This window comes from Streptomyces sp. GbtcB6, from assembly GCF_019091475.1.
GTDB classification, from domain to species: domain Bacteria; phylum Actinomycetota; class Actinomycetes; order Streptomycetales; family Streptomycetaceae; genus Streptomyces; species Streptomyces hyaluromycini.
In genome coordinates this window covers 262,509-275,473 of record NZ_JAGXJL010000013.1, presented here as the reverse complement: position 1 = coordinate 275,473, position 12,965 = coordinate 262,509, and the positions used below count along the sequence as shown (strand labels likewise).

The 12,965-nt window shown below is 70.2% G+C and carries 11 protein-coding genes; 1 reads left to right on the top strand and 10 read right to left on the bottom strand.

From position 1 onward, the window contains the following. From KVT45_RS23765 to KVT45_RS23735, 7 genes are all read right to left on the bottom strand, one after another. Window positions 1-527 (bottom strand): chorismate synthase (locus KVT45_RS23765; RefSeq protein WP_217550608.1); only part of this gene is annotated, 527 nt, incomplete at its 3' end. A gap of 198 nt (window positions 528-725) precedes the next feature. Continuing rightward, window positions 726-1,565: a shikimate dehydrogenase gene (locus KVT45_RS23760; protein ID WP_217550606.1), complete on the bottom strand. Its 840-nt coding sequence runs from the start codon at window positions 1,563-1,565 to the stop codon at window positions 726-728. Beyond that, a complete protein-coding gene (mltG, locus tag KVT45_RS23755; RefSeq protein WP_217550604.1) occupies window positions 1,546-3,264 on the bottom strand; it encodes an endolytic transglycosylase MltG in 1,719 nt (572 codons plus the stop codon). The genes KVT45_RS23760 and mltG overlap by 20 nt, the downstream gene beginning before the upstream one ends. Before the next feature lie 123 nt (window positions 3,265-3,387). Continuing rightward, complete coding sequence (gene ruvX, locus KVT45_RS23750; RefSeq protein ID WP_217550601.1) at window positions 3,388-3,852, bottom strand: Holliday junction resolvase RuvX; 465 nt, start codon at window positions 3,850-3,852, stop codon at window positions 3,388-3,390. Window positions 3,853-3,866: 14 nt separating this feature from the next. Beyond that, complete coding sequence (alaS, locus tag KVT45_RS23745; RefSeq protein ID WP_217550599.1) at window positions 3,867-6,539, bottom strand: alanine--tRNA ligase; 2,673 nt, start codon at window positions 6,537-6,539, stop codon at window positions 3,867-3,869. Next, a complete protein-coding gene (locus KVT45_RS23740) occupies window positions 6,539-6,886 on the bottom strand; it encodes a hypothetical protein (RefSeq protein WP_217550597.1) in 348 nt (115 codons plus the stop codon). The genes alaS and KVT45_RS23740 overlap by 1 nt, the downstream gene beginning before the upstream one ends. Before the next feature lie 12 nt (window positions 6,887-6,898). Beyond that, window positions 6,899-7,339 carry a DUF948 domain-containing protein gene (locus tag KVT45_RS23735; RefSeq protein ID WP_089103241.1) on the bottom strand — a complete coding sequence of 147 codons (441 nt, stop codon included), beginning with the start codon at window positions 7,337-7,339 and terminating at the stop codon, window positions 6,899-6,901. Window positions 7,340-7,519: 180 nt separating this feature from the next. Here KVT45_RS23735 and KVT45_RS23730 point away from each other — a divergent pair, with 180 nt between their 5' ends. After that, window positions 7,520-9,685 (top strand): AAA family ATPase, encoded by a 2,166-nt coding sequence (locus tag KVT45_RS23730; protein WP_217550595.1) that lies wholly within the window; start codon window positions 7,520-7,522, stop codon window positions 9,683-9,685. Between the two features lie 27 nt (window positions 9,686-9,712). Here KVT45_RS23730 and rpsD read toward each other — a convergent pair whose 3' ends face one another. The 3 genes from rpsD to KVT45_RS23715 all read right to left on the bottom strand — a co-directional run bounded on the left by rpsD (window position 9,713) and on the right by KVT45_RS23715 (window position 12,708). After that, complete coding sequence (gene rpsD, locus KVT45_RS23725) at window positions 9,713-10,327, bottom strand: 30S ribosomal protein S4 (protein ID WP_089103239.1); 615 nt, start codon at window positions 10,325-10,327, stop codon at window positions 9,713-9,715. A 303-nt stretch (window positions 10,328-10,630) separates the two neighbouring features. Beyond that, on the bottom strand, window positions 10,631-11,986 hold the full coding sequence (locus KVT45_RS23720) for a replication-associated recombination protein A (RefSeq protein ID WP_217550593.1): 1,356 nt from the start codon (window positions 11,984-11,986) through the stop codon (window positions 10,631-10,633). Between the two features lie 59 nt (window positions 11,987-12,045). Continuing rightward, window positions 12,046-12,708, bottom strand: a complete 663-nt coding sequence (locus tag KVT45_RS23715) for a vitamin K epoxide reductase family protein (RefSeq protein WP_217550592.1) — start codon at window positions 12,706-12,708, stop codon at window positions 12,046-12,048. Window positions 12,709-12,965: the final 257 nt, after the last annotated feature.

Sequence of the window (12,965 nt, the reverse complement as noted above, 5' to 3'; positions counted from 1 at the left end):
TTCACCGAACACAGCTCGACCACGTGCGAGACGATCTCGATGCCGGCCGTCTCCTTCAGGTACGACCGGGCCACCGCGCCCAGCGCCACCCGGGCCGCGGTCTCCCGCGCGGAGGCCCGCTCCAGGACCGGCCGGGCCTCGTCGAAACCGTACTTCTGCATACCCGCCAGGTCGGCATGACCGGGACGCGGGCGGGTCAGCGGAGCGTTGCGGGCCAGCCCCGCCAGGATCTCCGGATCGACCGGGTCGGCCGCCATCACCTGCTCCCACTTGGGCCACTCGGAGTTGCCCACCATGATCGCCACCGGCGAACCGAGGGTCAGACCGTGCCGCACACCGCCGAGGAAGGTGACCTCGTCACGCTCGAACTTCATCCGCGCACCACGGCCATAACCGAGCCGCCGCCGCGCCAGGTGGTCCGCGACCATCTCGGTCGTGATCGGCACGCCGGCGGGAAGGCCCTCCAGCGTCGCGACAAGTGCGGGACCATGGGACTCCCCCGCGGTCAGCCAACGCAGCCTGCTCAACGATGCTCCTCAGTGCTCGCGCCCTGGTACTGCCCTGCGTACGCACGTCCTCGCGTACGGCGACGGCCGACCGGGTGCGCGGGCCCCGGTCCGCCATGTCCGATCCTCCCACGTCCGGGCGCCCGACCCGGCCCCCGGTCCAGCAGACGGACGCGGATATGTCAGGTCAGCGCCCGGCGCGCACCGGCTTCCCGGCCCTCAGCGCTCGGCGAGCGCCTTCTCCCCGGCCCGGCGCATGGCGTCCAGCGGCGCCGGGCTACGGCCGGTCATCTGTTCGACCTGGAGCACGGCCTGGTGCACCAGGAGGTCGAGGCCGCTCACCACGGCACCTCCGAACATGGACCAGCGGGCGGCCAGGGCGGTGGGCCAGGGGTGATAGAGGACGTCGAAGAGGGTGGTGGGGCGTTCGGGGACGGCGGCGGCGAGGGCGTCGGTGGTGCCGGCCGGGGTGGTGGCGATCACCAGCGGGGCGTGCAGGGCCTGCTCGGCGTCGGCCCAGTCGGCGGTGCGGACCTCGACGTCGAGCCGCTCGCCCCAGTGCCGCATCTCGGCGGCGCGCTCCTCGCTGCGGACGTAGGCGACGACCTCGCCGGTGCAGATCCGCGCGAGGGCGGCGAGGGCGGAGGAGGCGGTGGCACCGGCGCCGAGGATGGCGGCGGAGTCGACCTGCTCGATGCCGTGCTCGCGGAGCGCGGCGACCATGCCCGGGATATCGGTGTTGTCCCCGAGCCGTCGGCCGTCCTCGGTGAAGACGACGGTGTTGACCGCGTCGACCGAGGCGGCCGTCTCGCTGATCTCGTCGACCAGCGGGATGACCGCACGTTTCAGCGGCATGGTCAGCGACAGCCCCGCCCACTCCGGTCCCAGCGTCCCGAGGAAGCCGGGCAGTCCGGCCTCGTCGATCTCGAAGCGCTCGTACGACCAGTCGCTGAGCCCGAGTTCGTCGTACGCGGCCCGGTGCAGCACCGGGGAGAGGGAGTGGGCGATGGGCTTACCGAGCACGGCGGCCCGGCGGGCATCAGTTGCCCGAGTTGGCATTGAATTTGTCCTTGAGCTGCTGGAATTCCGCATAGGTCTTGGCGAATTCGGTGTTGTTCTTGCCGTCGGTCGCCACGAAATAGATCCAGCCGTCGTCGGTCGGATTCAGTGCCGCCTTGAGCGCGTCCTCGCCGGGGTTGCCGATCGGACCGGGCGGAAGACCCTTCTGCGTATAGGTGTTGTACGGGTCCTTGTTGCTGTTGATCTCCGACTCGCTGATATGGATGTTGCTCGTGCCCTTCAGATAGTTGAAGGTCGAGTCGAATTGGAGCAACCGGTTCGTCTCGGTGTTCGTGCTCTTGAGACGGTTGTAGACCACTTCCGCCATCTTGCGGAAGTCGTCGTGCGTCTTTCCTTCGGCCTGGACGAGGCTCGCGACCGTGATGACCTGCAACGGGTTGTCCAGGTCGTACTTCTTGGCCTGGGCCGCGAGGTCGTAGTTGGCGTACTCCTCCTTGGCCGCGGCGACCATCTGTTTCAGGATCGCGTCGGGCTTCATGCCCTTGGCCGCGGGATAGGTGCCCGGGTAGAGGAAGCCCTCCAGCGGGTCCATGATCTTGCTGTTGGTGTTGGCGTAGCTCGGCAGGGCAAGGCTCTTGAGTTCCGTCTTGGCGACCTTCTTGGTGGTGCCCGAGGAAAGACCGAGCTTCTTGTCGAGGGCCGCGTAAACGGCCGCCGCACGCTCGCCTGGGGTGACCACCACATTGGCCTTGCTCTTCGGGTCGAGCATGAGCTGCACGGCGCTCGCGGCGGACATCTCCTTGTTCAGGACATAGGCGCCGGCCTGGATGGTCTTCCCGTCGGGGTTCTGCGACTGGGCGGCCACGAACGCGTCGACGCTCTTGACGACACCCGCCTCTTTCAGCTTCCGACCGATGTCGGATCCGAGAGCGCCCTTGGGGATCTGGACGGTCACGGTCTCGCTCGTGCCGTCCCCCGCATAGTCCGGAGCCTGGCCGAAGCGATCCTTGTACATCTGATAACCGAAATACCCGACCGTGCCGAGGCCGCCGCCGAACACCAGGAGAACCACCAGGCACGCACAACCGTTTCGCCGCTTCTTGGCGCCCTTGCCGCCCTTGGCGTCCTTGCCGCGGCCACCACCGCGGCGTCCCTTCGGATCGTCGTCTTCGCCGTCGTCATCGTCGTCGGCGCCCGTGAAGAAGGGGTGCTGCTCTTCCTCCTCCTCGACGGCGGGCTCCGGCTGCGGTTCCGGCTCGGGGCGCCGGCGGCCGGGCGGCTCCGGCGGCGGGTAGGCGTCCTCGGTGCCGTAGAAGTCGGGCTGCTCGCCGCCGTAGGCCACGGGCTGCTGGCCGTAGGGGTCGCCCGGGTCGGCGGCGTAGGGGACGTGACCATGGGTGCCGGTCGCGTCCCAGCCGCCCTGCTGGTACTGGGGCGGGGCATGGCCGACGTACTGCTGGTCGTACTGCTGCTGACCGTACCCGTCGGTGTACTGGAGTTGGCCCTGCTCGTCGTAGTACGCGTACTGCTGCTGGTCGTACCCGCCCTGCGGGTGCTGGCCCCACTCGCCGTACTGCTGCTGCGACTGCTGCGACTGCTGCGGGTAGTGCTGCGGCTGACCGCCGTAGGGGGACTGCTGGCCCACGTGGGCCTGCTGTCCCTCCCATCCGTCGTCCCCGTACAACGGGTCCTCCGGATGCCACGGTTCGGAGCCTGGGCCCCGGCCATACTCAGTCATCGATCCCCTAGAGCCGCGAGGCGGCGCGTCACGCGGCTGGTGGGCCGGTTGACCGTTCCGCCTCTTGCTGTGCGGTGGCTGTTCGAAAACCATCGCATCGCGCGGAACGTTACCGTATCGCGATCAGATGACTACTTCGACGCCCTCGCCGGGTGGTTTACCTGACACCCGTTCGGATTCCAGCGCCTGCTGGAGGATGATCACAGCGGCTGCCTGGTCGATGACCGAGCGCCCCTTCTTGGATTTCACCCCCGAGGCGCGCAGTCCCTGACTGGCCGTCACGGTCGTCATCCGCTCGTCGACCAGCCTGACCGGCACCGGCTGGATGCCCTTGGCGAGCTCCTGGGCGAAGGCCCGCACCTTGACGGCGGCCGGGCCCTCGCCCCCCTTGAGGGAGCGCGGGAGCCCGACGACGACCTCGATCGGCTCGTACTCCTCGACCAGTTGCCGCAGCCGGCGATGAGCCGCCGGGATGTCCCGGCCGGGGACGGTCTCGACCGGGGTGGCGAGGATCCCGTCGGGGTCGCACGAGGCGACCCCGATCCGGGCGTCCCCGACGTCGATCGCGAGTCGACGTCCTCTGCGCATTTCCGACCGTTTCCTTACTTGGCGCTGTCGTCGACGAGGCGCTCGACGGCGTCGATGGCCTCACCGACGGCGGCCGGGTTCTGGCCGCCGCCCTGCGCGACGTCCGGCTTGCCGCCACCGCCGCCGCCGAGGGTCTTGGCGGCGGTGCGAACCAGGTCACCGGCCTTCAGACCGCGGTCGCGGGCGGCGTCGTTGGTGGCGATGACGGTGAGCGGCTTGCCGTTGTTGACGGTGAAGAGGGCGACCACCGCGGCCCGTCCGCCCTGGATGCGGCCGCGTACGTCGAGGACCAGCTTGCGCAGGTCGTCCGGGGTGGTGCCGTCCGGGACCTGCCCGGTGACGACGGCGATCCCGCGGACGTCCTTGGCGGACTCGACGAGACCGGCGGCGGCCTGCAGCACCTTCTCCGCGCGGAACTTCTCGATCTCCTTCTCGGCGTCCTTCAGCTTGCCGAGCATGGCGGAGACCTTCTCCGGGAGCTCCTCCGGGCGGCCCTTGATCAGCTCCTGGAGCTGGGCGACGACCGTGTGCTCACGGGCCAGGAAGTTGTAGGCGTCGACGCCGACGAGGGCCTCGATACGGCGCACACCCGAGCCGATCGAGGACTCGCCGAGCAGCTTCACCAGGCCCAGCTGGGAGGTGTTGTGGACGTGGGTGCCGCCGCACAGCTCCTTGGAGAAGTCGCCGATGGTCACCACGCGGACCCGCTCGCCGTACTTCTCGCCGAACTCGGCGATGGCGCCCTGCTTCTTGGCCTCGTCGATGCCCATGATGTCGGCGCGCACGTCGAGGTCGCGGGCGAGCACCTCGTTGATCTTCTGCTCGACGTCGGTCATCACGGTCGTCGGGACGGCGGACGGCGAGCCGAAGTCGAAGCGGAAGCGGCCGGGCTGGTTCTCGGAACCGGCCTGGGCGGCCGTCGGGCCGAGGGCGTCGCGCAGCGCCTGGTGGGTGAGGTGGGTGGCCGAGTGGGCGCGGGCGATGGCGGTCCGGCGACGGGAGTCGATCGAGGCGTGGGCCTTGGCGCCCACCGTCACCTCGCCGACCTGGACGACGCCCTTGTGGACGTAGACGCCCGGGACCGGCTTCTGGGTGTCGCGGATCTCGATGACGGCACCGGTGTCGACCTTGATCCGGCCGGTGTCGCCGATCTGGCCGCCGCCCTCGGCGTAGAACGGGGTGCGGTCCAGGACGATCTCGACCTCGTCGCCCTCGCCGGCGGCCGGGGAGGAGACGCCGTCGACGAGGATGCCGACGATCGTGGTCTCGCCCTCGGTGTCGGAGTAGCCGATGAAGTCGGTCTCGCCGGTCTTGTCGGCGATCTCGCGGTAGGCGCCGGCGCCGGCGTGGCCGGTCTTCTTGGCCTGGGCGTCGGCCTTGGCGCGGTCCCGCTGCTCCTTCATCAGGCGGCGGAAGCCGTCCTCGTCCACGGCGAGGCCCTGTTCGGCGGCCATCTCCAGGGTGAGGTCGATCGGGAAGCCCCAGGTGTCGTGGAGCAGGAAGGCCTTGTCGCCGGCGAGGACCGTGCCACCGGCGTCCTTGGTCTCGGTGACGGCGGTGTCGAGGATGTTGGTGCCGGCCTTCAGCGTCTTGAGGAAGGCGTTCTCCTCGGCGACGGCGACCTTCTCGATGCGCTCGCGGTCGGTGACCAGCTCCGGGTACTGCTGGCCCATCATCCGGATCACGGTGTCGATCAGGTCGAGGACGACCGGGCCGGTGGCGCCGAGCAGGCGCATGTTGCGGATGGCGCGGCGCATGATGCGGCGCAGGACATAGCCGCGGCCCTCGTTGCCCGGGGTGACGCCGTCGCCGATCAGCATGGTGGCCGTGCGCATGTGGTCGGTGACCACACGGAGGGAGACGTCCGAGTCGTGGGCGTCGCCGTAGCGGACGCCGGTCAGCTCGGTGGCCTTCTCGATGACCGCCATGGAGGTGTCGATCTCGTACATGTTCTGCACGCCCTGCAGAATCATGGCGAGACGCTCCAGGCCGAGGCCCGTGTCGATGTTCTTGCTCGGCAGCTCTCCGAGGATCTCGAAGTTGTCCTTGCCGATGCCCTCGCCGCGCTCGTACTGCATGAAGACCAGGTTCCAGATCTCCACGTACCGCTCGTCGTTGACGGCCGGGCCGCCCTCGACGCCGAACTCGGGGCCGCGGTCGTAGTTGATCTCGGAACACGGGCCGCACGGGCCGGGGACGCCCATGGACCAGTAGTTGTCCTTCATGCCGAGGCGCTGGATGCGCTCCTTCGGCACGCCGACGACCTCGTGCCAGATGCGCTCGGCCTCGTCGTCGTCCTTGTAGACGGTGATCCAGAGCCGGTCCGGCTCCAGGCCGTAACCACCCTTGTCCTGGGGCGTGGTGAGCAGCTCCCAGGCGTACTTGATGGCGCCTTCCTTGAAGTAGTCGCCGAAGGAGAAGTTGCCGCACATCTGGAAGAAGGTGCCGTGCCGGGTGGTCTTGCCGACCTCTTCGATGTCGGGGGTGCGCACGCACTTCTGCACGCTGGTGGCGCGCGCCCACGGCGGCTTGACCTCACCGAGGAAGTACGGCTTGAAGGGCACCATGCCGGCCGGGACGAGGAGCAGAGTCGGGTCGTCCGCGATGAGCGACGCCGAAGGGACGACGGTGTGACCGCGCTCCTCGTAGAAGCTCAGCCAGCGGCGGCGGATCTCGGCCGACTCCATCAGTGGTCCTCATTCCGGTTGTACGAGTACGTCGTCCTGTCATCGGCGTACTTCGGGTTGGTGCGGTTCTCGATGGCGGCGAGCCGCCGGGGCGCGGGGAGTTCGGGGTCCGCGTTGATGCCCAGCGCGTCGCCCAGCTCTTCCTCCCGCTGGGCCATGTTGTCGCGCACGTCGAGCGCGAAGCCGACCGCCCGGTCCTTGATCCGGTGGCCGGTCTCCAGCGCCTTGTTCGCGGCGGTCGCGGCGAGGCTCTCCGGGGTCAGCTGCCTCAGCTTGCGGTTGACCTTGGTGGTGGCCCAGACACCGGCGGCGACACCGGTGGTGAACCAGAACGTACGGCGGAACATATGGCCTGGCTCCTACTTTCCCCGGTTCTTCCGCCGTGCGGCCGGGACCGTCCGGCCCACGATCACCGTACGCCTGGGCTCCTTCACGGGCACGTCCGCCTTGCGGCCGGCCAGCGCCCTGCGCACGCCGTAGCCGAAGGCCGCGACCTTGACCAGCGGGCCACCGAAGGTGGAGGCGACGGTGGTGGACAGTGCGGAGGCGTTGGACGTGACCTCCTGGACGTCGGAGGCGATCGCGTCGACCCGGTCGATCTGGGTCTGCGCGGAGCGGACGGCCGCGGAGGCGTCGGCGAGCAGCGGGACGGCCTGGTCGGTCACGTCCGCCACGAGCTTGGTGGTCGCCTTGAGCGTCTGGGCCAGCCTCACGAGGGCCACCGCGAGGAAGGAGACCAGGATCGCCCAGAAGACGGCCACCAGGATCCCGGCCACCTCTCCACCGGACACCGCGCGCACCCGCTCCCTGTCTCGTGCCTGAACGACGTGGATCAACTACAACGTGGATCAACATCGAAAAGTCTGCACCGAGCCTATCGCGCCGGGCGTGGGACTCCGTACCGGATTACCCCGCGCGGAAGGCGGAGTTGCGGGAAGCGATTGTACGGACCGAACACGGTTAAGTACGCTCCGTGTCCCATGCGAGGTCCTCAGCGTCCCGGCTCTTCGGCGGACGGCAATCTGCCCCTGGAACTGACCGCCTTCGTGGGCCGCTCGGCCGAACTCGGCGAGCTGTCCCGGGCCCTGGAGTCCGGCCGGCTGGTGACGGTGACCGGGGCCGGCGGGGTCGGCAAGTCCCGGCTCGCGGTCCGGGCGGCGGCCGGCGCGGCGCCCCGGGACGGGGTGTGGCGGGTGGAGCTGGCTCCGGTGCGCGACCCGGAGTTCGTGGACTACGCGGTCGTGGAGGCCCTCGGACTGACCGACCACACCACCCGGCTGCCGCGCGAGACGCTGCTGGGGCATCTGGCGGGCCGCAGGATCCTCCTGGTCCTCGACGGGTTCGAGCATCTGGTCGACGCGTGCGCGGAGCTGGTGGCCGAGCTGCTGCGGCAGTTGCCGGACCTGGCCGTGCTGGCGGTGGGCCGGCGGCCGCTCGGGGTGGCGGGCGAACGGCTGTTCCCGCTGGCGCCGCTCGGCGAGGACGAGGCGGTGGAGCTGTTCGCCGAGCGTGCCGGGCGGCAGGGGCTGGACGTGCGGGACTGCGCGGAGGTGCGGGAGGTGTGCCGGCGCCTGGACGGGATCCCGCTGGCCGTCGAGCTGGCGGCGGGGCGGCTGCGGGCGCTGTCGCCGGGGCAGTTGCTGGAGCGGCTCGACGACCGGTTCCGGCTGCTGACCGGTGGCGGGCAGGACGCGCTCCCCCGGCACCGGACGCTGCGCACGGCGATCGGCTGGAGCCATGAACTGTGCACGCCCGCCGAGCGGTTGCTGTGGGCGCGGCTGTCGGTGTTCACGCAGACCTTCGACCTGGAGGCCGCCGAGTACGTGTGCAGCGGGGACGGGCTGGCGTCCGAGGAGGTCCTGGACGTGCTGGCGGAGCTGCTCGCCCAGTCGGTGGTGTCCCGTGAGGAGGCGGGGCCGGGCGTGCGCTACCGGATGCTCGACACCGTGCGGGCGTACGGCGCCGACTGGCTGGCGGCGACGGGGGACGCGAGTCGGCTGCGGCGCCGGCACCGGGACTGGTTCATGGGGCTGGCGACCTGGTGCGAGCTGGAGTGGTTCTCGCCGCGGCAGGGCGAGGTGGCCACGCGGGTCGAGGCCGAGCTGCCGAACCTGCGGGCGGCTCTGGACCACTGCCTGACCGAGCCGGACGAGGCGCACCTGGGCCAGTATCTGGCGGGCTCGCTGTGGTTCTACTGGGCGGGCTGCGGGCGGCTCTCGGAGGGGCGGCGCTGGCTGGAGCGGAGTCTGGAGCTGGACTCGGAGTATCCGCAGTCCCGGCTGAAGGCGTTGTGGGTGCTCGGCTATGTGGCGATCCTCCAGGGCGACGCGGTGCCCGCGCTTGCCGCGCTGCAGGAGTGCCGGGCGGAGGCCGAGCTGGCCGCCGATCCGACGGCGGTGGCGTACGCGGAGCACCGCACCGGCTGTCTGGCCCTGGTCACGGATGACATGGCGCGCGCGGAAACGCTGCTGCGCTCGGCCCTCGACCGCTACCAGCAGATCGGCGAGCTCAACAGCAATGTCCTGATGGCTCAGGTCGAGCTGGCGATGACCAGGGCGTTCCTCGGCGATCTGCCGGACGCGGTACGGCTGTGCGAGGACGTGCGCCGGGTCTGCGAGGACCACGGCGAGCGCTGGGCCCGCTCGTACGCCCTGTACGTGCTGGCGTACGCGGCCTGGCAGGACGGCGAGCACGCGGCCGCCCGGGAGCTGCTGACCGACTGCCTGGGCCATGCGCACGGTTTCCGGGACCTGCTCGGCTCGGTTCTGTCGATCGAGCTCCTTGCCCTGGTGACAGTGGCGCAGGGCGATCCGGCGGAGGCGGCGGTGCTGCAGGGCGCGGCCGGGCGGATGTGGCCCTCGGTGGGCCTGCCGCTGTTCGGCTCGGCGTACTACAACGCCCCGCACGAGCTGTGCGAGGCCACGGCCCGGCGGGCGCTGGGCGACGAGCGGTACGCGGAGTGCGTATGGCAGGGGGCCCGGCTGGACCGGGAGGCGGCGGTGGCCCGGGCGCTTGAGTACTTCGGGGTACGGCCACTGGACGCGCTGCCCGCGCCGCGCGGGCCGGTACGGCAGCGGCGGGACGGCGCGGACATGCGGAAGCCCGCCGCTTCGCCCACCCGGAAGGGCGGGGAGACGGCGGGCTGACGCTGAGGTGCTACACCCGGCTGGTGATCAGCGGGCGTAGTACTCGACGACGAGCTGCTCGTCGCAGATGACCGGAACTTCCTTGCGGTTCGGCTCGCGGTCCAGGCGGAAGGCCAGGGCGCGGAGGTTCACCTGCAGGTAGCGGGGGGTCTCGCCGTCGGGGGCGAAGCCACCCTCACGGGCGATCTGGAAGAGCGTCTTGTCCTTCGAGCGGTCGCGGACCTGGATGACGTCGTCCGGACGCACGCGGTAGGACGGCTTGTCGACCTTCTGGCCGTTGACCTGGATGTGGCCGTGGACGACCATCTGGCGGGCCTGGTAGATCGTGCGGGCGATGCCCGAACGCAGGACCAGCGCGTCGAGACGGCGCTCCAGCTCGATGATCAGGGCCTCACCGGTCTTGCCCTGGACCTTGGAGGCACGCTCGTAGGCGCGGACGAGCTGGCGCTCGGACACGTCGTACTGCGCGCGCAGACGCTGCTTCTCCAGCAGACGGACCTTGTAGTCCGAGTTCTGCTTGCGGCCGCGGCCGTGCTCACCCGGCGGGTAGGGGCGGGCCTCGAAGTACTTGACGGCCTTCGGGGTCAGCGCGATGCCGAGGGCACGCGACTTCTTGACCTTGGGGCGGGACTGGTTCGCCACTGTCTCTTTCTTCCTTCTGATATCCGGCTTGTCAGGGTTGAAGGAGGTCGCAATCCGCAGCCGGGGAAACCCGCCGGAACCCGTTGCCGGGTCTGGTGGGCAGCCGCTCCCCTGGTCTGGGCACATACGTGCAGCACGCGAGTGGCCCACCGACCGGTCCCGCCGTGCGGCGGATGGTGGTGGGCTGCCCGCGACACCGATCGACGGTGCGCGACGCTCCTGGATCCCCCTGACGGGGGTTCCGGCCGGCTGTCCCGCTCTGACTGCGCGGGACTCGGCGCTTCGGGAAAGTCTACAGGCTGCTCAGGACCGCCTGCGACCGAGGTGCTTCCTGGTCCACTCGACGGCGTCGGCGTACCGGGCCTCGGCGCCGTGCCGGGTCGGGGTGTAGTACTCGCGGTCCCTGACGGTGTCCGGGGCGTACTGCTGCTCGGCGATGCCCTCGGGCAGGTCGTGCGGGTACACGTATCCCTGCGCGTGCCCCAGTTTGGCGGCGCCCTTGTAGTGACCGTCGCGCAGATGCGGGGGCACCTGGCCGGCCAGGCCCCTGCGGACGTCCTCCATGGCGGCGCCGATCGCGGTGGTCGCGGAGTTGGACTTGGGGGCAAGGGCGAGGGCGATGGTGGCGTGGCTGAGGGTGAGGGCGGCCTCGGGGAAGCCGATCATGGCGACGGCCTGGGCGGCGGCCACGGCTATCGGGAGGGCGCCCGGGTCGGCCAGCCCGATGTCCTCGCTCGCCGAGATCATCAGCCTGCGGGCGATGAAGCGGGGGTCCTCGCCGGCCTCGATCATGCGGGCCAGGTAGTGCAGGGCCGCGTCCACGTCGGAGCCCCGGATGGACTTGATGAGGGCGCTGGCGACGTCGTAGTGCTGGTCGCCGTCGCGGTCGTACTTCACCGCGGCCCGGTCGACGACCTCTTCCAGGGTCTGGAGGCCGATCTCCGTCTCGCCCTTGTCGAGGGCGGCCCCGGCGGCGGCCTCCAGGGCGGTCAGCGCGCGGCGGGCGTCGCCGCCGGCGATGCGCAGCAGGTGCTCCTCGGTGTCCTCGGGGAGGGTGACGGCCTCCTTGAGGCCCCGCTCGTCGGTGAGGGCCCGGCGCAGGAGCCCGCGGACGTCGTCATCGGTGAGCGGTTCGAGGGTGAGGAGCAGGGAGCGGGACAGGAGTGGCGAGATCACCGAGAAGTACGGGTTCTCGGTGGTCGCGGCGATCAGGGTGACCCAGCGGTTCTCGACGGCCGGCAGCAGGGAGTCCTGCTGGGCCTTGCTGAAGCGGTGGATCTCGTCGAGGAAGAGGACGGTCTCCTTGCCGTATCCCCCGGTGGCGCGGCGGGCGCCGTCGATGACCGCGCGGACCTCCTTGACGCCGGCGGTGATCGCGGAGAGCTCCACGAACCGCTTGTCGGTCGCCTTGGAGACGACGTACGCGAGGGTCGTCTTGCCGGTGCCGGGCGGTCCCCAGAGGATCACGGACGACGGTCCGGCCGGGCCGCCGGAACCCGCGCCGACCAGTCTGCGCAGCGGGGATCCCGGCTTCAGCAGATGCTGCTGGCCCACCACCTCGTCGAGGGTGCGCGGGCGCATCCGCACCGCCAGGGGGCTCCCGGTCGGGTCCTTCTCCTGGCGTTCTTCTGCGGCGGCGGTGAACAGGTCGGGTTCCACGCTGAAACCCTAAGTCACGGCACTGACAATCCCGCCCGGGCCGTCGGCGGCCCCGGTGGTCAGCTGGTCCAGAAGTCCCACCAGCGGGTCAGGATCAGCATGCCGATGATGCCGATGTGCAGGACCGGCAGCACCCAGGTGAACTCGCCGAAGAAGGACTTCAGCCAGTTCGGGGTCGGCAGGAAGCCCTTGCGGATGTTGAAGGACGTCACGTACCAGAACATGGTGATCGTGGCGACCCAGGCCAGCGAGCACCACAGGCAGAGCGCGTTGATCCGGTACAGGGACTGGAACTGCAGCCAGGTGCAGAAGGCCACGCCGAAGAGGGTGCCGAAGTTGAAGGTCAGCCAGTACCAGCGGGGGAAGCGGGCGCGGGCCAGCAGGCTCATGCCGACGCAGATGACGATGCCGTAGCAGACCAGGCCGAGCATCGGGTTCGGGAAGCCGAAGGCGGCGGCCTGCTTGGACTCCATGACGCTGCCGCAGGAGACCACCGGGTTGAGGCTGCACCCGGGGGTGAACGTCTTGCCCTCGACCTTGGCTTCCAGCAGCTTGAACTTGTCGATCGTGATGACCCAGGCGGCCAGCAGTCCGGCGGCGCCGGTGATGATCAGCAGCAGCGCGAAGGCGAGACTGCCGCCCTCGGTGCGCGGCGCCGCGGAGGCGTGCTCGGGCTCGGGCTCGGGCTCGGTGGAGACGTCCTTGACTGTCGTCTTGCTCATCACGCCGATTCCGTCTGTTTGAGAGTTGGAACTTCTTCGGGCAGGGGCCATTGTGCCGCACGAGGCGCCCTGTCCACCGTTCGGTGGACATAAGGAAGTACGCACGATCGTCCCGGAGAGTTCGGTTCCGGCCGATGCTCGGGGCCACGACAGCACACGGATAGGAACCCGGGCATCCGGCGGGGCGTGGTCCTGGGCGCGGACCCGGGTCGGGCACGCGGGCGTGGCGGTCCCGGGCGGATTTCGTCTGGCTGGGC